The organism is Streptomyces sp. NBC_00414 (assembly GCF_036038375.1).
Classification (GTDB): domain Bacteria; phylum Actinomycetota; class Actinomycetes; order Streptomycetales; family Streptomycetaceae; genus Streptomyces.
On the sequence record NZ_CP107935.1, the window covers coordinates 1,875,766 to 1,896,008 of the forward strand.

16 protein-coding genes are annotated in these 20,243 nt (G+C 71.3%); 9 read left to right on the plus strand and 7 right to left on the minus strand.

The window, feature by feature from the left end; translation table 11 throughout:
- Positions 1 to 113 precede the first annotated feature (113 nt).
- The 4 genes from OHS59_RS08140 (at position 114) to OHS59_RS08155 (ending at position 4,296) form a co-directional block, all read left to right on the plus strand.
- The gene (locus OHS59_RS08140; RefSeq protein WP_443061401.1) at positions 114 to 1,136 is read left to right on the plus strand and encodes a FecCD family ABC transporter permease; all 1,023 of its coding nucleotides are present in this window, start codon (positions 114 to 116) and stop codon (positions 1,134 to 1,136) included.
- Between the two features lie 2 nt (positions 1,137 to 1,138).
- A complete protein-coding gene (locus tag OHS59_RS08145) occupies positions 1,139 to 2,257 on the plus strand; it encodes a FecCD family ABC transporter permease (RefSeq protein ID WP_328492706.1) in 1,119 nt (372 codons plus the stop codon).
- Between the two features lie 4 nt (positions 2,258 to 2,261).
- On the plus strand, positions 2,262 to 3,167 hold the full coding sequence (locus OHS59_RS08150) for an ABC transporter ATP-binding protein (RefSeq protein WP_328492707.1): 906 nt from the start codon (positions 2,262 to 2,264) through the stop codon (positions 3,165 to 3,167).
- A gap of 268 nt (positions 3,168 to 3,435) precedes the next feature.
- On the plus strand, positions 3,436 to 4,296 hold the full coding sequence (locus OHS59_RS08155; RefSeq protein ID WP_328492708.1) for a glycoside hydrolase family 16 protein: 861 nt from the start codon (positions 3,436 to 3,438) through the stop codon (positions 4,294 to 4,296).
- Positions 4,297 to 4,408: 112 nt separating this feature from the next.
- On the opposite strand, the gene argB is transcribed toward OHS59_RS08155, so the two are convergent.
- A complete protein-coding gene (gene argB, locus OHS59_RS08160) occupies positions 4,409 to 5,362 on the minus strand; it encodes an acetylglutamate kinase (RefSeq protein ID WP_443061617.1) in 954 nt (317 codons plus the stop codon).
- A gap of 71 nt (positions 5,363 to 5,433) precedes the next feature.
- Entirely contained in the window at positions 5,434 to 6,381 is a 948-nt protein-coding gene (locus OHS59_RS08165) for a methionyl-tRNA formyltransferase (protein WP_328492710.1), read from the minus strand.
- A gap of 86 nt (positions 6,382 to 6,467) precedes the next feature.
- Between OHS59_RS08165 and OHS59_RS08170 the strand changes: the two genes are divergently transcribed.
- From OHS59_RS08170 to OHS59_RS08190, 5 genes are all read left to right on the plus strand, one after another.
- Entirely contained in the window at positions 6,468 to 7,805 is a 1,338-nt protein-coding gene (locus OHS59_RS08170) for a lysine N(6)-hydroxylase/L-ornithine N(5)-oxygenase family protein (RefSeq protein WP_328492711.1), read from the plus strand.
- A gap of 221 nt (positions 7,806 to 8,026) precedes the next feature.
- Positions 8,027 to 9,721, plus strand: a complete 1,695-nt coding sequence (locus OHS59_RS08175) for an ABC transporter ATP-binding protein (protein ID WP_328492712.1) — start codon at positions 8,027 to 8,029, stop codon at positions 9,719 to 9,721.
- Positions 9,718 to 11,619 carry an ABC transporter ATP-binding protein gene (locus OHS59_RS08180; protein WP_328492713.1) on the plus strand — a complete coding sequence of 634 codons (1,902 nt, stop codon included), beginning with the start codon at positions 9,718 to 9,720 and terminating at the stop codon, positions 11,617 to 11,619. Before OHS59_RS08175 ends, OHS59_RS08180 begins: the two co-directional genes overlap by 4 nt.
- Positions 11,619 to 12,686, plus strand: coding sequence for an iron-siderophore ABC transporter substrate-binding protein (locus tag OHS59_RS08185; RefSeq protein ID WP_328492714.1), 1,068 nt, complete (start codon positions 11,619 to 11,621; stop codon positions 12,684 to 12,686). Before OHS59_RS08180 ends, OHS59_RS08185 begins: the two co-directional genes overlap by 1 nt.
- A gap of 138 nt (positions 12,687 to 12,824) precedes the next feature.
- The gene (locus OHS59_RS08190; RefSeq protein WP_328499113.1) at positions 12,825 to 13,352 is read left to right on the plus strand and encodes an NUDIX hydrolase family protein; all 528 of its coding nucleotides are present in this window, start codon (positions 12,825 to 12,827) and stop codon (positions 13,350 to 13,352) included.
- Positions 13,353 to 13,371: 19 nt separating this feature from the next.
- Here OHS59_RS08190 and OHS59_RS08195 read toward each other — a convergent pair whose 3' ends face one another.
- The 5 genes from OHS59_RS08195 to OHS59_RS08215 form a co-directional block, all read right to left on the minus strand.
- Positions 13,372 to 14,457 carry an Ldh family oxidoreductase gene (locus tag OHS59_RS08195; protein WP_328492715.1) on the minus strand — a complete coding sequence of 362 codons (1,086 nt, stop codon included), beginning with the start codon at positions 14,455 to 14,457 and terminating at the stop codon, positions 13,372 to 13,374.
- A gap of 51 nt (positions 14,458 to 14,508) precedes the next feature.
- The gene (locus OHS59_RS08200) at positions 14,509 to 16,311 is read right to left on the minus strand and encodes a thiamine pyrophosphate-dependent enzyme (RefSeq protein WP_328492716.1); all 1,803 of its coding nucleotides are present in this window, start codon (positions 16,309 to 16,311) and stop codon (positions 14,509 to 14,511) included.
- 46 nt (positions 16,312 to 16,357) lie between these two features.
- Positions 16,358 to 17,218 carry an amidohydrolase family protein gene (locus OHS59_RS08205; RefSeq protein WP_328492717.1) on the minus strand — a complete coding sequence of 287 codons (861 nt, stop codon included), beginning with the start codon at positions 17,216 to 17,218 and terminating at the stop codon, positions 16,358 to 16,360.
- A gap of 244 nt (positions 17,219 to 17,462) precedes the next feature.
- Entirely contained in the window at positions 17,463 to 18,698 is a 1,236-nt protein-coding gene (gene lhgO, locus OHS59_RS08210) for an L-2-hydroxyglutarate oxidase (RefSeq protein ID WP_328499114.1), read from the minus strand.
- Positions 18,691 to 20,175, minus strand: a complete 1,485-nt coding sequence (locus tag OHS59_RS08215) for an aldehyde dehydrogenase family protein (RefSeq protein WP_328492718.1) — start codon at positions 20,173 to 20,175, stop codon at positions 18,691 to 18,693. Before OHS59_RS08215 ends, lhgO begins: the two co-directional genes overlap by 8 nt.
- Between the last annotated feature and the right edge of the window lie 68 nt (positions 20,176 to 20,243).

Here is a 20,243-nt window from a genome sequence, read left to right on the forward strand (position 1 = left end):
CATACTAAGGTAAGGATTACCTAACCAAAAGGCCCAGTCTCTGCGGACCTCGTCCCCCGCACTACGATCAAGGCCTGCCTAACCTAAGGGAGCTGGCCGTTGGAGACCGCAAGGTGACGGGCAAGAGAGTGCGCCCTGTCCTTCTCGTGACACTGCTGGGTACCGTCCTGGCCGTCCTCTGTCTGCTGTCACTGGCGCTCGGCGCGGCCAACATCCCGCCGGACCAGGTGATCTCGGCGCTGTTCGGCGAGGCGCCGAGCCGCTTCGTCGACAACGTCGTCTGGTCGGCGCGCATGCCGCGCACCGCCCTCGGACTCACCGCGGGTGCGGCCCTCGGGCTGGCCGGGGCGCTGATGCAGGCCCTGACCCGCAATCCGCTCGCCGACCCCGGAGTGCTGGGGGTCAGCGCCGGTGCCTCCTTCGCCATCGTGCTCGCCGTCGGCGTGCTCGGGGTCAACTCGCTCTACGGCTATGTGTGGTTCGCGTTCGCCGGAGCCCTGATCGCCACCGTGGCCGTCTATCTGCTGGGCGGTCTCGGGCGGTCCGGGATGACCCCCGTGAAGCTGGCGCTCGCGGGCATCGCGGTCACCTCGATGCTGTGGTCGTTCACGCAGGCCATCGTGCTCACCGACGTGGACGCGCTCAACAAGTACCGGTTCTGGTCCGCCGGGACGCTCGCCGACGTGGACGGCGGCATGGTGTGGCGGGTCCTGCCCTTCCTCGTCGTCGGCGCGGTGCTGGCGCTGGCCTGCGCCCCCGCCCTCAACAGCATGGCCCTGGGCGACGACGTGGCGGCCTCGCTCGGCCGGCGCCTCGGCCTGGTCCGGCTGGCCGGTGTCGCGGCGATCACCCTGCTGACGGGTGGCGCGGTCGCGGTCATCGGCCCGGTCGTCTTCATCGGCCTGGTGGTCCCCCATGTCGCCCGCGTGCTCGCCCAGTCGGCGGGCGTCGGCCCCGACCAGCGCTGGCTGCTGCCCCTGTCGGCCGTGCTCGCCCCCGTCCTGCTGCTCGCCGCGGACATCCTCGGACGCCTGGTGGCACGGCCCACCGAGATCCAGGCGGGTGTCCTGGTCGCCTTCATCGGCGGTCCGTTCTTCATCGCCATGGTCCGTCGGCGCAATCTGGCGGAGGTGTGAGCATGCCGAACCCGAAGTCCACCCTCAAGTCCCCCACCGGCCCCACGTCACTTTCAGGCAGGAGCAGTTCGGCCGGGTCGGCCCGCTACCGCACCTACCGGCCGGCCCTCCTGCCCGTCTCGGGTGTCTTCCGCCCCCGGCTGGTCGCCCTGTCCGTGGTGCTCGCCGCGGGTACCTTCGTCCTGTTCTGCTGGGGCCTGACGACCGGCGACTACCCGATCGGTTTCACCGACGTCGTACGGGCCCTGGTGGGCTCCGGCGACCCCGGCACCGTCCTCGTGGTGGAGGAGCTGCGCCTGCCCCGCGCCCTGGTCGGACTGCTCGCCGGAATCGCCTTCGGGGTCTCCGGAGCGCTGTTCCAGACCATGACGCGCAATCCGCTGGCCAGCCCCGACATGATCGGCCTCACCCAGGGCGCGGGCACCGCCGTGGTCGCGGGCATCGTCCTCGGCTGGGACGGCGGCCTCGGCACCCAGGCCCTCGGTCTGCTCGGCGCCCTGGTCACGGCCCTCACCGTGTACGCCCTGGCCTGGCGGCGCGGCACCACCGGATACCGCATCATCCTGGTCGGCATCGGCGTGGCCTGGATCTGCACGAGTGCCACGGACTATCTGGTGGCCAAGGGCGGACGCTTCCAGGCGCAGGCCGCCCTCGGCTGGCTGGTCGGCAACCTCAACGGCCGCACCTGGGACCAAGTGGGCCCGCTCGCCGTCGCGTTGGCCGTGCTCCTGCCGACGGCTCTCCTGCTCGGCCGTCTGCTGCGGACCCTCCAGCTCGGTGACGACGTGGCCACCGGCCTCGGTACGCGCGTCCAGCCCGTACGCCTGGCCATCCTGCTCACCGGTGTCGGCCTGATCGCCTTCGCCACCGCGTCCGCGGGTCCGGTGGCCTTCGTGGCACTCGCCGCCCCGCAGATCGCCCAACGGCTGGCCGGCACGGCCTGGCCGCCCACCGTCGCCTCGGGGCTCACCGGGGCGCTCGTCGTGCTGGGCGGCGACCTCATCGCCCGTACCCTCGTCTCCGGCACGGAACTGCCGGTCGGCATCGTCACCGGTGTGCTCGGCGCGCCGATCCTGCTCTGGCTGCTCGTCCGCGCCAACCGCGCGGGCTCAGGAGGTTGATCCCATGTCGGCTGATCCCCTGTCGACCGACCGCGCGTCGGACGGCGCCGTGTCCCCCGGCCCCCTGTCACCGACCGACCCCGACCCCGACCTGCGGGCGAGCGGTCTGCGGCTGGCGTACGACAACCGTCTGGTGGTCGACGGCCTCGACCTGGCGATCCCGCCCGGCCGCATCACGGCCATCGTCGGCGCCAACGCCTGCGGGAAGTCCACCCTGTTGCGGGCTCTCGCCCGGCTGCTGGCGCCCAAGGAGGGCGCCGTCCACCTCGACGGCCGGGCGCTCCAGTCCATCCCGAGCAGGGAGCTGGCCCAGCGTCTGGGCATCCTGCCGCAGAGCCCGGTGGCGCCCGAGGGGCTGACCGTCATCGACCTGGTCAACCGCGGGCGTTCACCGCACCAGACCTGGTGGCGGCAGTGGTCGAAGGCGGACGAGCAGGCGGTGCACCAGGCGCTGGCCGCCACCAACATGACCGACCTCGCCGACCGGCCCGTGGACGAGCTCTCCGGCGGCCAGCGGCAGCGCGCCTGGATCGCCATGGCGGTCGCCCAGGGCACGCCCGTCCTGCTCCTCGACGAGCCGACGACGTATCTCGACCTGGCCCATCAGATCGACGTCCTGGACCTGGTCACCGACCTCAACCGCCGCGAGAACCGCACGGTCGTGATGGTGCTCCACGACCTCAACCAGGCCTGCCGGTACGCCGATCACGTCGTCGCCATGAAGTCCGGGAAGATCGTCGCCGAGGGGAGCCCGGCCGAGGTCATCACCGCCGAGACGGTCGAGGACGTCTTCGACCTGACCTGCCGCATCACACCGGACCCGGTCAGCGGCACCCCCCTGGTCATCCCGATGGGCCGCCACCACGGGGGTCCGGCCCTGGAAGCGGCGGCGGTGCACGCGGCCGACTAGGTTCGCCCGCACGGGACTTGCTCACGTGGTGCCGCGTACGTGGGGCCGCGGGCGTGGGGTGCCGCGTGCGTCGCCTTGTGTACGTCGCCTTGTGTGCATCGTATGGCCGAACAGTGACCGTAAGAGGCAGATGAGGCTGGGGGGACGGAAGGTCCGTACCTGTGTCTTGACACTGCTCTCGTTCACTTCTTAGAACGAGAGGCGAAGCATTTCCCCCCACCTCAGTGGGCGCGCCCCCGCACAGGGACGCCCTACGGAAGGGAGAGTCGTGGCTTCCCCACGTCTGCTCCGCAAATGCCTTCTCGCAGCGCTGCCCGCCGCCCTCGTCGCGGCCGCGTCCGTCGCCCCCGCCGCCCATGCGGACCCCACTCCGCGGGCGGCCCAGGCCGTGACGTTCTCCGACACCTTCGACGGGGCCGCCGGTTCCGGTGTCGACCAGGGCAAGTGGCAGGTCGAGACCGGCGACAACGTCAACAACCACGAGCGCCAGTACTACACGGCGGGCAACAACAACGCGAAGCTCGACGGCCAGGGCCACCTGGTCATCGAGGCCCGCCGTGAGAATCCTGCCAACTACCAGTGCTGGTACGGGTCGTGCGAGTACACCTCGGCGCGGCTCAACACCTCCGGCAAGTTCACCGCCACGTACGGGCACGTCGAGGCGCGGATGAAGATCCCGCGCGGCCAGGGCATCTGGCCCGCGTTCTGGATGCTCGGCCAGGACATCGGCGACGTCGGCTGGCCCAACTCCGGTGAGATCGACATCATGGAGAACGTCGGCTTCGAACCAGGAACCGTGCACGGCACCCTGCACGGCCCCGGCTACTCCGGCTCCGGCGGCATAGGCGCGGGCTACTCGCTGCCGAACGGCCAGGCGTTCGCGGACGCCTTCCACACCTTCGCGGTGGACTGGGCACCTGACAGGATCACCTGGTCCGTGGACGGCACCGTCTACCAGACCCGCACGCCGGCCGACCTGAACGGAAACACCTGGGTCTTCGACAAGCCGTTCTTCCTGATCCTCAACCTCGCTGTCGGCGGCTACTGGCCCGGCGACCCCGACGGTTCGACCAGCTTCCCGCAGCAACTGGTCGTCGACGAGGTGAAGGTGACGACCAGCGACGGCTGACGGAGCCGCCGGCGACACCCTCTGAAGTGTGACCGCCGGAACGCGTTCAAGACCCGAACACGTGGTGCCCGGCCGGGAAGGCTTCCCGGCCGGGCACCACGTGCGTCTCAGCTCACCGGGCCACCGGATGCGCCGCCGTCACCGAGGACGCGGAGGGCGCGGAAGGCACGGACGACGCGGAGGCCGCCGGGTCCGGCACGATCGTCGTGCCGGATCCGGCGGCGCCGACCAGCCCGTCAAGCAGGGCATGCGGCGCCCGCCCGTCAAGAACCCGGGCAACGCCCACCCCGCCCCGAACGGCCCGCAGACACGCCTCCATCTTCGGCCCCATACCGCCGTTCAACGCGGGCAGCACCCGCTCCAACTCCCCCGCTCCGATCCGGTCGACGACCCGATCGGAGCGGGGCCAGTCGGCATACAGCCCGGGCACATCGGTCAGAACGACCAGAACCCGCGTCCCCAACGCGACAGCCACCGCACCGGCGGCCGTGTCCGCGTTGACGTTGTAGACCTGCCCGTCCTCGCCCCGGCCGACGGAGGAGATCACCGGGATGTGGCCGCCCTCCAACAACAGTCGCACGACAGCGGTGTTGACCCGTGCGACATCACCGACCAGCCCGATGTCCACGCGCTCACCGGCCACTTCGGCGTACCGCTTGACGGCGGTGAGGGTGTGCCCGTCCTCGCCGCTGAGGCCGACCGCGTGCGGCCCGTGCTCGTTGAGCAGTCCGACCAGGTCTTTCTGGACCTTGCCGGACAGCACCATCCGTACGACCTCCATGGTCTCGGGGGTGGTGACCCGAAGCCCGTCGAGGAAGTCGGACTTGAGCCCGAGGCGGTCCAGGTGGGCGGCGATCTGCGGACCGCCGCCGTGCACCACGACCGGCCGGACGCCCGCCCTGTACAGGGTCAGGACGTCCTGTGCGAAGGCCCGCCGGAGCGTGTCGTCGGTCATCGCGTGGCCGCCGTACTTGACGACGACGGTGTGTCCGCGCAGGGGCTCCAGCGCCACGAGACGCTCGGCGAGACCGACGGACGCGGCGACATCGGTCACCGCGTCCGTCATGGCCAGGTCCGTCAGAGCCGAGTCGGCCTCTGCCGTGGTGCTCACCACCGTGGTGCTCACTGCCCTGGCGCTCACGGGCGAGCGGTCAGGTAGCCGCCCATCGTGCGGAAATAGTCCGTCGCCGCGTGCTCCGTCCCGTCCTCGGTGCGGACACGCTTGACGACCAGCCCGCGCAGCCGGCCGTTCCTCGCCTCGGTACCGGCGACGATGACCACTCCGTCGCCCTCCCGGATGAAGATCCGCCCCGGGGTGCCGCCGTAACGGCCCTCCGAGACCGCGGACTCGACGATCCGGATCCGCTGCCCGCGGTGGTGCGTGAAGGCGTTCGGGTACGGGTCGCACTGGGCCCGTACCAGCCGCTCGATGTCCTCGGCCGGCCACGTCCAGTCGATCCGGCTGTCCTCCAGGGACCGCTTGTGGAAGAAGCTGGCCCGGCTGCGGTCCTGCGGTATCCACTGGGCGCGGCCCGAGGCGATGAGGTCGAGCGACTCGTTCACGACCGGGCCGATCAGGTCGACCGTGCGGTGGAACAGGTCGGCGACGGTGTCCGCCGCGCCGACCGGCACAGCGCGCTGCAGCAGGACGTCACCGGCGTCGAGTTCGGCGTTCATCCGGTGCGCGGTGACACCGACCTCCCGCTCGCCGTTGATCAGCGCCCAGATCAGCGGGGAGAAGCCCGCGTAGGCCGGGAGCAGCGAGTCGTGGATGTTGAGCGTGCCGTGGGGCGGCAGGTCGAAGACCTCCGGAGGCAGCACCGTGCGCCAGTTGTTCGCGACGATCAGGTCCGGCTCCGCGTCCTTCAGCGCGGCGAGGAGCTCGGGGTCGTCGGGCCGGTTGCGCAGCAGCACCGGTACGCCGTGCTTCTCGGCCAGGTCGGCCACCGAGTCGTCCCAGATCTTCTCGTACACGTGGTCGCTCTTGGGGTGGGTCACGGCCAGGACCACCTCGTGGTCGGAGTCCAACAGAGCCTGAAGGGTGCGATGCCCCCAGGTCTGGTAGCCGAACATGACGACCCGCATAGTCGATCCTCTCTTAGGACACACCATTGCAAGGTAAGGCTAACCTTATTTACCATCAGTGGCGCCTAGGGGAAGGAAAAGTTGCGGTGAACGCACTGCACGACGAACCGGACGCCGTCCTTGACGTGCTCGGTATAGGGTTTGGGCCGTCAAATCTCGCGCTGGCCATCGCGGTTGAGGAACACAACGCCCAAGCCGCTCCGGAGAACCGGATCCGCGCGGGATTCCTGGAGCGCCAGCCGTCGTTCGGCTGGCACCGGGGAATGCTCATCGAAGACGCCACGATGCAGGTCTCCTTTCTCAAGGACCTGGTCACCATGCGCAACCCGACCAGCGACTTCAGCTTCCTGTGTTTCCTGCGGGAGCGGGGCAGGATGGTGGACTTCCTCAACGCCAAGACACTGTTCCCCCTGCGGATCGAGTTCCACGAGTACTTCGAGTGGGCCGCCGCCCGGGTGGCGCACCTCGTCGACTACTCGGACGAGGTCGTGTCCGTCGAGCCGGTGACCGGCCCCGACGGGGAGATCCGCTGGCTGGACGTCGTCAGCAGCGTGCCCGGTGAACCCGGGCGGACCATCACGCGACGGGCCCGGAACATCTCGGTGGCCGTCGGCCTGGAGCCGCATCTGCCGCCGGACACGGCCCTGTCGGACCGCATCTGGCACAACAGCCAGCTCGTGCCGCGCGTCCGTGAGCTGAACGAGTCCGGGCAGCCGGTGGGCCGCGTCCTGGTGCTCGGGGCGGGCCAGAGCGCCGCCGAGGCGCTCGACTACCTGCACGGTTCCTTCCCCGAGGCGGAGATCTGCGCGATCTTCGCCAAGTACGGGTACACGCCCGCCGACGACAGCCCGTTCGCCAACCGGATCTTCGACCCGGAGGCCGTGGACGTCTACTTCCGGTCCACGCCGGAGGTGAAACAGTCCCTGGTCGACTACCACCGCAGCACCAACTACTCGGTGGTCGACATGGATCTCATCGAGTCGCTGTACGCGACGATGTACCGCGAGAAGGTCCAGGGCCGTGAGCGGCTGCAACTGCGCAACGTGTCCCGCATCCGGGACGTACGCAGCTTCGACGACCACTTGGAGGTCACCGTCGAGTATCTCCCCACCGGGGAACGGGAGGTGCTCTCCGCGGACCTGCTGGTCCACGCGACGGGCTACCGCCCCAGAGACCTCGACACCCTGCTGGGCCGAACCGCGAAACTCTGCCTGCGGGACGACAAGGACGCCGTACGCGTCGGGCGCGACCACCGCGTCGAACTCACTCCCGACGTCAGCGCGGGGATCTATCTGCAGGGTGCGACCGAGCACACGCACGGCCTCACCTCGACCCTGCTGTCCACCACGGCGGTGCGGTCCGGCGAGATCCTGGAGTCCCTGATCGCCCACCGCGCGGCCGACTTGGCGGTGCCGGCCGGCTGAGGGGCCCGCACGCCCGTACGCGGGTGCGGCGGCACGGGTTCGTGCCGCCACGCCCGCGCGGGTGTCCCACCGGGGTGCCCGACGAGAGCGGCCCGCGCGGGCCGCTTCGGCGCGCGGGGCCCGCACCCGCACTCACGGGGCCCGCCCTGGGCAATGCCATGGTCAGCAACTTAGAGTAGCCTCACCTAAGTTTTCTTCGTCCGATCCCGGAGGGGTTGCGGGTGAGTCCTACATATCCGTCAGGACGTGACGTCCTGCGGGAGTCGGTCAGGGAGCAACGCCGGGACGTCGGTCTCGGCGCGCTGCTCGCTTCCGGACACCAGGTCGGTGAAGCCCTGGTTCCGGTGCTGATCGGCGTGGTGATCGACCGGGCCGTCACCGGCTCCGACACCGGCGCCCTCCTCCTGTGGCTCGGCGTCCTCGCCGTGGTCTACGCCGCTCTGGCGCTGTCGTTCCGCTTCGGCGCCTGGGCCGGCGACCGGTCCGCGGTCCGCTCCGAACACTCCCTGCGCATCGCCCTCGTACGACGGGTGCTGCACCCCGGCGGTGGCGCCGAGGACGGGCGGCTGCCCGGAGCGCTCGCCAACACCGCGACCGAGGACGCCAAGCGCGTCGGCGGCGTCAACACGGCCGTGATGTACGGGATCGCGTCCCTGGCCGGCATCCTCACCTGCGCCTTCGTCCTACTGCGTACCTCGGTCCTGCTCGGTCTTGTCGTCCTGCTGGGCACACCCGTGCTGCTCTGGCTCGGGCATCTGCTGAGCAAGCCCCTGGAGACCCGCAGCGAGGCCGAGCAGGAGCGCGCGGCACACGCCTCCGCGGTCGCCGCCGACCTGGTGGCCGGCCTCCGGATCCTCAAGGGCATCGGCGGCGAGTCGGCGGCCATCGACCGCTACCGGACCACCAGCCGTGACTCCCTGGCGGCCACGCTGAAGGCGGCCCGCGCGCAGGCCTTCCAGAGCGGCATGGTGCTGGCCCTGACCGGCTGTCTGATCGCCGTGGTCGCGCTGGTCGGTGGACGGCTGGCCGCCGAAGGAAGCATCAGCCTGGGCCAGTTGGTGTCGGCCGTCGGGCTCGCGCTCTTCCTCGTCGGCCCCCTCGAAGTACTCGCCTGGGTCAACGCCGAACTCGCCCAGGGCCGGGCCTCGGCCGGCCGGGTCGCGGAGGTCCTGGCGACCCCGCACGCCGTCACGGCCGGCGCCCTGAGCCTGCCCACCCAGGTGCGCGGCGCGCTGCGGCTGACCGGCGTCAGCCACGGCGGGCTGCGCGAGGTGGACCTGGACATCGCGCCCGGCGAACTGCTCGGCGTGGTCGCGACCGACCCCGCCCACGCCACCGACCTGCTGCGCTGCCTGGCCCGGCGCGCCGACCCCGACCAGGGCACGGTGGAACTGGACGGCGTCTCCCTGCGGGACCTGGACCCCGCCGAGATGCGTACGGCCCTGCTGGTCGCCGAGCACGACGCGGACCTCTTCGAAGGGACCGTCCGCGACAACGTCACGGCCGCCGCGCCCGAGTCCGGCGACCCCGAACCCGCCATGACGGCGGCCGGGGTGGCCCAGGTCGCGCAGACCCTGCCCGAGGGCGAGGACACCGCGGTCAGCGAGCGCGGCCGCTCGCTCTCCGGCGGACAGCGCCAACGGGTGGCGCTCGCCCGCGCGTTGGCGGCCGACCGGCCCGTCCTGGTGGTCCACGATCCGACCACGGCGGTCGACGCCGTGACCGAGGCGGGCATCGCGACCGGCCTGCGCGAGGTCCGCAAGGGCCGCACCACGGTCCTGGTGACCACCAGCCCCGCACTGCTGTCCGTGACCGACCGGGTGGTGCTGCTCGACGACGGACGGGTCACCGACACGGCCTCGCACGCGCACCTGATCGCCCGTCATGAGACCTACCGAGCTGCGGTGTTGGCATGAGCGAGACCGTCGGTGACCTGCGTGGCACCGCCACCACAGCGGGCCGGGAGCTGCTGCCCACCGCGACCCAGGCCCGTACCCGTGCGGCCGTACGCGAACTGATACGCCCGCACCGCCGCCTGGCCCTCGGCGGCTTCGCCATGATGGTCGTGGCCACCGCCGTCGGTCTGCTGGTCCAGCCGCTGCTCGGCCGCATCGTGGACCTCGTCGCCGACCACCGCCCGCCGGGGAGCATCACCCTGCCGGCCGTCCTGCTGGTGCTGGTCGCCCTCGCGCAGGGCGGAACGACCGTGCTGGGCCTGTCACTTGTGGCCCGGCTCGGCGAGACCGCCCTCGCACAACTGCGTGAGCGGTTCGTCGAGAAGGCCCTGCGACTGCCCCTGGAGCAGGTGGAGAAGGCGGGAGCGGGCGACCTCACCGCGCGGGTCACCCGGGACGTCTCGGTGGTGGGCGAGGCGGTGCGCTCGGCCCTGCCCGAACTGGCCCGCTCCCTGCTGGCCATCGTGCTCACCCTGGCCGCGATGGCCGCGCTGGACTGGCGGTTCTTCCTCGCGGCACTCATCGCGGTGCCCGTCCAGGCGTCCACGGCCCGCTGGTACGTACGCAACGCCGTGCCGCTCTACGCCGAGCAGCGGATCGCCACCGGGTCCCAGCAGCAGCAGCTGCTGGACACGATCGCGGGCGCCGGGACCGTACGGGCGTTCCGGCTTGAGGAGGAGCACACCGCGCGGGTGACCCGGCGTTCGTCGGCGGCGGTCGAGCTGACCCTGCGCGGGGTACGGCTGGTGCTGAACTTCTACAACCGGCTGCACGTGGCGGAGTACGCCGGACTCGCGGCGGTCCTCGTCACCGGGTTCCTGCTCGTGCGCGGCGGATCGGTTTCCATCGGTACGGCCACGGCCGCCGCGCTCTACTTCCACAGTCTGTTCTCGCCGGTCAACCAGGCGCTCGTCCTCCTCGACGACGCGCAGTCGGCGACGGCCGCGCTCGCCCGCCTGGTCGGGGTCGCCGACGAGCCGACGCCCGAGCCGTCCCCGAACGGGCCGGCCCCGTCCGAACCGTCCCTCTCCGGGCCCTCGGACGCGCACGGCACCGTCACCGTGACAGGCATCCACCACGCCTACGAGCCCGGCCGCCCCGTCCTGCACGACGTCGACCTCACGCTCCGGGCGGGTGAGCGGGTCGCCCTGGTCGGTGTGAGCGGCGCAGGCAAGACCACGCTGGCCAAACTCATCGCGGGCGTGCACCGGCCGACGTCCGGCTCGGTACGCGTGACGACCGACGACGGCGTACCCCGGGAGGGACTGCCGGTCGCGCTGGTCACCCAGGAGACGCATGTCTTCGCCGGACCGCTGGCGGACGATCTGCGGCTCGCGCGGGCCGGTGCCACCGACGACGAACTGCGTGCCGCGCTGGCCACCGTGGACGCTCTCGACTGGGCCGGGGCTCTGCCCGAGGGCCTGGACACGGTCGTCGGCGACGGCGGGCACCGCCTCACCTCCGCCCAGGTCCAGCAGCTCGCCCTGGCGCGGCTGGTGCTGGCCGATCCGCCGGTGGCCGTGCTGGACGAGGCCACGGCCGAAGCGGGCAGCACCGGCGCCCGGCTCCTGGAGCAGGCGGCCGACCGGGCGGTCGAGGGCCGCACGGCGCTGGTCGTCGCGCACCGCCTCACCCAGGCCGCCACCGCGGACCGGATCGTCGTCATGGACGCCGGCCGGATCGTGGAGAACGGCACCCACGACGAGCTGTGCGCCGCGGCCGGCCCCTACGCCTCCCTCTGGGCGGCGTGGTCCGGCACCCGCGCCACGGCCGGACAGACCCCCACGCACCCTCACAGCCCCGACCCCACAAGCCCTGTCACCACCAGCCCTGACACCACCACCGTGAAGGACCACTGATGCCCGGCTCCTCCAGAGGCGCACGCCTTGTCGCGGCGCTCGCCTCCGCGCTCCTCCTGTTCACCACCGCAGCGGCCTGCGGCTCCGACGACGACTCCGGCTCGGACGCGGCGGGCGCCGACAAGTCCGCGTCCGCGAACAGCGCCTTCCCGGTGACCCTGGCCCACAAATACGGCGACACCACCGTCAAGTCCGAGCCGAAGCGGATCGTCACGGTCGGGCTGACCGACCAGGACGCCGTCCTCGCCCTCGGCAAGGTGCCCGTCGGGACCACCGAGTGGCTCGGCGGCTACAAGGGCGCCATCGGCCCCTGGGCCACCGACAAACTGGGCAGCGGGAAGACCCCGACCGTCCTGAAGGACACCGGCACGGGTCCGCAGACGGAGAAGATCGCCGCGCTGAAGCCCGATCTGATCCTCGCGGTCTACGGCGGCCTCACGAAGGACCAGTACGCGACCCTCTCGAAGTTCGCGCCGGTCGTCGCCCAGCCGAAGCAGTACAACGACTTCGGTGTGCCGTGGCAGCAGCAGACCGAGATCATCGGCAAGGCGCTCGGCCAGGAGTCCGCGGCGAAGGACCTGGTGAAGGGCGTCGAGGCCGACTTCGCGACCGCCGCCAAGGACAACCCGGAGTTCGCCGAGTCCACCGGCGTGATGGCGACGCCGTACGAGGGCATCTTCGTCTTCGGCAGCCAGGACTCGCGCTCGCGGGTCCTGACCGACCTCGGTTTCAAACTGCCGACGGACCTAGACAAGGTCATCGGTGACAAGTTCGGTGCCAACATCAGCAAGGAACGCACCGACCTGCTGGACACCGACGCCGCCGTCTGGATCGTCGGCGACAAGGCGAAGGACGAGGCCAAGCTCCACAAGAACGCGCTCTACGGCGACCTGGACGTGGTGAAGCAGGGCCGCGAGGTCTTCGTCGAGGAGACCAGCGACTACGGAAACTCCGTGTCCTTCGTCTCGGTGCTGAGCCTGCCCTACATGCTGGACCGCCTGGTCCCGCAGCTGGCCGCCGCCGTCGACGGCGACACCGCCACGAAGGTGACCGCACCGACCTCTTGAGAGTGACCTCGCGATTGCGGCGGGGACGAGCGGACAGAAGATCCGGGGCCACGGAAGATCCGTGGCTCCGGACCCCGCTGTGTCGGGCGACACGCTCGCGACACCAGAGGCTGAAAGTATGATCAACCAATGTCTGACATGACCGAAACCACGCCCGGCTGGCTGCCTCACGACGAGCTTGAGCAGGCGCGCGCCCGCATGCCGATCCTGTATGTCGAGGCCGTGCCGGTGCGCGTCGACGACAGCGGCGAAGTGACCAGCATCGGACTGCTGCTCCGCATGGGGTCGGGCGGGGCGGTCAGCCGCGCGCTCGTCTCCGGCCGGGTGCTGCACCACGAGCGGGTCAGGGACGCCCTGCTGCGCCACCTGGAGAAGGACCTCGGCCCGGTCGCGCTGCCCCGGGTGCCGGCCTCGCTGCAGCCCTTCACCGTCGCCGAGTACTTCCCGACGCTGGGGGACACGCCGTTCCACGACCCGCGCCAGCACGCGGTGTCCCTGGCCTACATCGTGCCGGTGACCGGCGACTGCCGTCCCCGCCAGGACGCCCTCGACCTGGTCTGGTTCAGCCCTCAGGAGGCCTCGTCCCCCATGGTCCTCAACGAGATGCCGGGCGGCCACGGCGCCCTGCTCAAGCAGGCGCTCGCGCATGTGGGCGCCCTGTCCTGAGGTCGGTGCGCGCGTCCGGTCAGGCCGTCGGCGTGAGCGTGGGCGTCGGCGGAGTGATCCCGAACCTCTCGGCGTTCTCCGTCAGCTCACGCCACACCCCGAGCGCCACGGGGATCCCCCGTACGCCCCGCTCGGCGGCCACCTCCGCGCTGCGCTCGCCCGGGTAGAAGACCCCCTCACCGCCGTCCGCCGCCGGCAGCCCCTTGAGGGTGCCGAGTGTGGCGTCGACGGCCGAGGTGAAGCCCTCCGCACCTGCGAAGGCGGCCGGGTCGAGTGCGATGAGCAGGGCGTTCTGGCGGTGCCTGCGGCCCTTCGGGTCGTCCGAGTGGAACGCGGTGAGGATCGGCGCGCCGACGAGCACGCTGGTGAGCAGTTCGAAGGCGAGCGACATGCCCGCCCCCTTGGCGCCGCCCAGCGGCAGCGGCATGACCGCCTTCTCGGGATCGGTGGTGGGGGTCCCGTCCTCGGTGGCGGCGGCTCCTTCCGGAAGCGGGCTCCCGCTCGCCCGGGCCTGGCGGATCTTCCCGAGGGCGATGGTGGCGGTGGCCATGTCGAGGAGCAGCGGGGCGTGCTCGGCGGCCGGTACGGCGACGGCGAGCGGGCTGGTCGCGACGGCGGCGCCCTTGACGCCCGGGTAACCCATGTTGGGCATGCCCGCGACGAAGCCGAGTCCGACCATGCCCTGTTCGGCGATCTTCGAGACGTAGTAGCCGATGGCGCCGGTGTGGACGGTGCCGCGCACACCGACGGAGGCGATGCCGGTGGTCCTCGCCCGTACCACGGCCTCGGTGGCGGCGGCGCTCAGCGCCACCGGGCCGGGGGCGCGGCCGGCGTCCAGGACGGCCGCGGCGGGCGTGCTGGACTCGATCCTGATCTCGGCGTTCGCGTTGGCCACGCCCTTGGCGAGCAGTTCCAGATAGGCGGGGACGCGGGCGATGCCGTGGGAGTCGACGCCGCGCAGCGCCGCCCAGACGAAGACGTCGGCGGTGGTGGCCGCGTGCTCCGGGCTGAGGCCGCCCTTCTCCAGGAGGGCGGCGGAGAAGGTACGCAGCGCTTCGGCGGGGAGGCGGACCTTGCCCGGCTGGGCGGTCGGTGTGTCGGTCATGGCGGCGGGTGCCTCCTTGAGGTGGGGGAAGTCGGCGGGACTGAGCAGGACTCAGCGGGTGACCAGGACGTCGACGACGGCTGTGGTGCCCTCCGACACGGCCTTGAGGGCGCGTTCGAGCGCGGGCGCGAGGGCGTCCGGCGCGTCGACCGTCTCGGTGTGCATGCCGAACGGCTCGGCGAACCGCGCCAGTCGGGGCAGCCGGCGCAGGTCGGTACCGAGCCACTCCCCCGTCTCGGCCGCCGCGCCCTCGGGGTAGAACCTGCGGTGGTTGAGGTTCATCGACTTGTAGACACGGTTGTTGAACACCACGATCAGCAGCGGCAGTTCATAGGTCTTCGAGGCGTCGTACGACGGGATGACCGGGTTGTACGCGAAGGCGCCGTCGCCGATCGTGAGGACCACCGGGCGCTCCCGGGCGGCGAGTTTGACGCCGAGCGCGACCGCGATGCCCTGGCCCAGTCCGCCCTGCACGTAGAAGTACGAGTCGGGCGCGTCGGTCCGGACGTGGCGCCTGACGACACGGCTGTGGGTGATGGTCTCGTCGACGACGATGCCGTCCCGGCCGTGCAGCAGTTCGCGCAGGGTGGCGGCGACGAGGACGGGGTCGACGCCGTCGGACCGTCCCCGGTCCCCTCCCTCGGCGGTCCGGGCGGAGGCGGGCGTCTCCGCGGCCTTCGTCTCCGCGGCGGCGATCGCGGCCCGCTCGGAACGGTGCCGTTCCTCCTGTGCCGTACGACGGATCGCCACCGCGGTCCCGTCGAGGCCCTTCGCCCGCTCGGCCAGCTGGCGCAGGGTGTTGGTCACCTCACCCTCCAGGTACCTGTCGGCGAACAGGACTTGGTAGACGACGTGCGGGCGCTGCGGCACCTCGTCGATGACGACGACCCGTGCCCGGGAGGGGCGGCGGGACGGCGGGTAGAAGGGGGCGCGGCAGTTGACGAGGAGGATGAGGTCCGCGTCGTCCATCCACGGCCCGATGCCGCTGCCGGCATGCAACGGATGGCTGCGCGGGAAGTTGCCGCAGACCGCCGAGTCGGGCTCGACGACCGGGAGGCTCCATGCCTCGGCGAAGGCGACCAGCGCTTCGAAGCCGCCCTCCTCACGGCCCGCCGTCTCGGTCACGATCACCGGGTTGCGGGCTTCCCGGATCAGCCGCGCGACCTGGTCGACCTGCTCGGGCGAGCTGTGGGTGGAGCCCGGCGGCACGACGGGGTGGGCCTCCCGGCCGTCCCACTCCTCAAGGAGGATCTCCAGCGGGATGTTCAGGTACGCCGGTCCCGCCGGTGCCCGCCAGGCCAGTTCCGCGGCCCGCGTGATCATGGTGGGCAGGGTGTGGACGCTCGCGGCCTCGGTGGCCCACTTGGTGAAGGGCCGGGCGACGCCGTGCGGGCCGCCCACGATGGAGAGGTTGCGGTACCACTGGCCGCCGGGGTCCTGGCCGGGTCCGTCGCCGTACGTGGTCGACTCCGAGGAGGCCACCACCATGGGGACGCCCGCGAGCAGCGCCCCGTGCACGGCCATGGAGCCCTGCAGCAGCCCGGGGGCCGCGTGCAGCAGCACGCCCTGGGGGCGGCGCCTGAGCAGACCGTAGCCGGTGGCCATGCCGACGGCGACGGTCTCGTGCGTCAGGTCGAGGTACGCGGGACAGGGCAGCCCGTCCCGATGGCGGCGGGCGAGGGACTCCCACACCGGGGCCCACTCGGACCCCGACGAGCAGAAGAGGTGGTCGGCGCCGGCGGCGGCGAAGGCGGTGACGAGAGCGTCTCCGCCGTCGGCTCCCGGGGGACCGGTCGTGCCGGTCTTCTCCGAGGGCGCCTCTGAAGGCGTCTTCGAAGGCGTCTCTGATGACATCTCCGGTGGCATCTCTGACATCTCTGGTGACATCTCCGGTGGTTCCTCAGCCCTCGATCGGCCAGTTCAGGACCTCGGAGATACCTCGACCCATGATCCATTCGAGCTCTTCGGGCGTGAAGTCCCAGTGCTTGGTGAACTGCTCGATGGTGTCGGTGTAGGTGATGCCGTGGCCGAGCAGCCGCGTGATGTCGGTGCCGTAGAAGCAGCGCTGCGGCCCCATCCTGTCGACCATCTCGCGTACGTACTTCTGGATGTTGTTGTTCGGGAAGGGCTGCGTGGAGTAGCCCGGGAGCGCCGAGAGCTTCACGTGGATGTTCGGGTGGGCGGCGAGGTCGGCGGTCTCCTGGACCCAGTAGCCGATCGCGTCGTCGACGCAGCGGGCCATGATGCCCATGTGATCGATGATGATCTTCAACTCGGGGTGCTTGGCGGCGATCTCGCCGAGTTCGCGCTTCCAGATCGGGGCGTGGACCATCGTCGGGATGCGCAGCTCCTCGGCGATCGGCCAGTACCAGTCGTTGGTGCCGTCGATCATCCAGTTGCGGTCGATCGGCCGGTGGAAGGTGAGCCGGGTGCCCTTCACATGCGGGTTCTGCGCGAAGTCGGCCAGCAGCGCCTTGCCCTCCTCGGGCTTGTTCTGCGGGATGCGGGCCATGATGCCGAAGCGGTCCGGGTGCGCCTCGCACGCCTCCAGCGCGTAGTCGATGCGGTCGCCCTCCCAGGACGGCGGCAGGATCAGCGCCCGGTTGACGCCGGCCTCGTCCATCAGCTCCAGGGCCTCCTCGTACGAGAAGGGGTCCTCGCGGTGGCCGTTGAGGCGGATGCGCTCACGCGCGCCGGGGACCCAGGGGCGGTCCGGGGTCTCTTCCTTCCAGATGTGGATCTGTGTGTCGACGACGAACATGGCTTCAACTCCTGCGCTTGTACGGGCTGTTGACAGGCTGCCGAGCGGGTCGGCGAGGTGGTGCGGGAGGAACGCTAGGCGGGAGGTGAGGCCCTGCGGAGAGCTGGGGACGCAAGCTGTTGTTGCGCGAAAAGCCCCTCTGCGCAGGGCGTTCAGCGGTTGCTCCGGGCGTCGGTCGGACATCGGTCAAGCACTGGCGGTCAGGAATTGGTCGGCCGTCGCTCAGGCGCTGGTCCGCCATGGGTCAGGCATCGGTGTCGTCGGCGAAGACGGCGTCGGCGATGTGTCCGGCGATCGCCATGGAGGCGGTCGCGGCCGGTGAGGGGGCGTTGCGGACGGCGGTGACCCGGCCCGCCCGGTGGACGCGGAAGTCGTCGACGAGCGTGCCGTCCCGGTCCAGGGCCTGGGCGCGGACACCGGCTCCGCCGCGCACGACGTCACGGACACCGACGCCCGGGACGTACGCCTGCGCGTCCTTCATGAAGGCCGCCGTGGAGAGGGAGCCGCGGTACTCCCGGACGCCTGTCCGCCAGTGCCGGGCGGCCATCCGCCAGGCGCCGGGGTAGGCGGCGAGTCCCGCGAGGTCCCTCGCCGAGATCCTGCCGCGCGTGTATCCCTCTCTGGCCAGGGCCAGGACGGCGTTCGGGCCGACCTCGACCGAGCCGTCGACACGCGGGGTGAAGTGCACGCCGAGGAAGGGGTAACGCGGGTCGGGCACCGGGTAGATCAGGCCTCGTACGAGATCGGTCCTGTCCGGCTTCAGGAGCATGTACTCGCCGCGGAACGGGACGATCCGCGGCTCCGGCCTGCCCTGGGCCAGCCTCGCCACGGTGTCCGAGTGCAGCCCCGCGCACAGGACCAGCCGGTCGACGCGGATCGGGCCCCGACCCAACCGTTCCTTGTCCTGCTCCTGGGCTGAGGTCACCTCGATACCGCCCGGGACGCCGGTGATCGAGGTGACGGGGTAACCCAGCCGGATCTCGCCGCCCGAGGACTCGATGTCCTCGGCGAACCTCCGGGCGATCGCCCGGTAGTCGGTGATCGCGGTGCGCGGGGAGTACAGGGCCGCGATGCCGCCCGCGTTGGGCTCGATCTCCCTGATCTCCTTCTCGGAGACCTTCCGCAGCTCGGGCACGTGGTTGTTCCCGGCCCGCTCGTAGAGGTTCTCCATCCGGCCCAGCTCGTCCTCGCGCACGGCCAGGACGAGCTTGCCGATCTCCTCGTACGGGAGCCTGTGCTCCTGGCAGTACTCGCGCAGCAGGGAGACACCGCGCACGCACAGTTCGGCCTTGAGACTGCCCGGTGCGTAGTAGATCCCGGCGTGTACGACGCCCGAGTTGTGCCCGGTCTGGTGGGCGGCGACCTCGGGCTCCTTCTCCAGTACGACCACCCGGGTGCCGGGGCGGCGCAGGGCGATCTCGCGGCCCGTGGCCAGGCCCACGATGCCGGCCCCGACGACGCCGACGGTCTCGTCAGCCACGGGACTCACGGATCCGCTCCGCGGCATCGGGCGCGCCGATGTGGACGGCGACCGTCTTCACGCGCGTCGAGAAGCGCAGGACCTCCTCGCCCTGCTCCTTGTAGGCCGTTCCGGAGTCGTGGAAGCCGCCGAAGGGCAGATGGACGTCCCAGCCGGTGGTCGTGGTGTTGACCGCGATCTGCCCGCACTCGGCCTCGTCCGCGAAGCGGTACGCCGAGGCGAGGTCACGGGTGAAGACGGCCGCGGCGAGGCCGAGGTCCGAGTCGTTGACCGCGTCGACGGCCTGCGTGAAGTCGTCGACCGCGAGGACCACGAGGACCGGTCCGAAGACCTCCTCGCGCCAGATCGCCGTGCCGGGGGTGACGTCGGTGAGCACGGTCGGCTGTACGTAGCAGCCGTGCGCCCGCTCCCCCGCGGTGTCGGGCCCGCCGCCCGTGAGGACCGCGGCGCCCTCCTCGACGGCCCTGCCCAGGTCCGCGAGGACGCTGTCGCGCCGTTCGGGGCTCGACAGCGGGCACAGGGTGGTGGCGGGGTCGCCGCCCGGCCCGATCCTGAGTTGCTCCACCTCGACGACCAGCAGCCGGGTGAACTCCTCGTACACGGGCCGTTCGACGACGACCCGGCTGGTCGCGGTGCAACGCTGCCCGGCCTGTCCGAAGGAGGCGGCGACGACCGTCTTCGCGGCGGCCGGCAGGTCGGCGTCCCGCAGGACCACGGAGGCGTTCTTGCCGCCCAGCTCACCCTGGAAGCGGACGTTGCGGTCGGCGAGCCTGTGGCGGATGCGGGCCCCGACGGCGTTGGAGCCGGTGAAGGTGATGCCGACGATCCGCGGGTCGTCGAGGAGCGCCTCCTCGATCTCGGCCGTTCGGCCCGTGACCACGTTCAGGACACCGGCGGGCAGCCCCGCCTCGTGCAGGGCGCGGGCGAAGTGCAGTCCCGCCAGCGGGGTTTCGGTGGCCGGTTTGAACACGGCCGTGTTGCCGGCCGCGAGCAGCGGGGCGAGCTTGCGGGCCGGGGTGATCAGCGGGTCGTTCCAGGGACTGATCACGAGGATCACGCCGATGGGTTCGCGCTGGGTGTGGGTGCGGTGGTTCGGCCGTGCGTCGTGCAGGAGGGTGCCGTAGCCCTGGCGGGCGAGCCCGGCGTAGTACTCCAGGAAGTCGGCGGACTTGAGGGTCTCGCCGGTCGCCTCGGCCAGGGTCTTGCCGTTCTCGGCGGTGACGTCGGCGGCGATCTCCTCGACCCGGTCGCGGATCAGCCGGGCCGCGCCGGTGAGGATCCGGGCCCGTTCGAAGGGGCTGGTGCGCTTCCAGCCGGCGAAGGCCCGTTCGGCGTGGTCGTAGGCCCGGGTGACGTCCTTGGCGGCGAGGGCGGGGACGCGGGCGATCGGCGCTCGGACGTCGGCCGGGTCGTGGACGTCGATCCACTCGCCGGTCGCCACCCACTCCCCGCCGGAGAGGACTTCGACAGTACGCATGAGGTTCACTTCCTTGGTCGCGGGCCGGATGCGACAACACACCATGGCGGGAGGTGCCACCAGTCCCG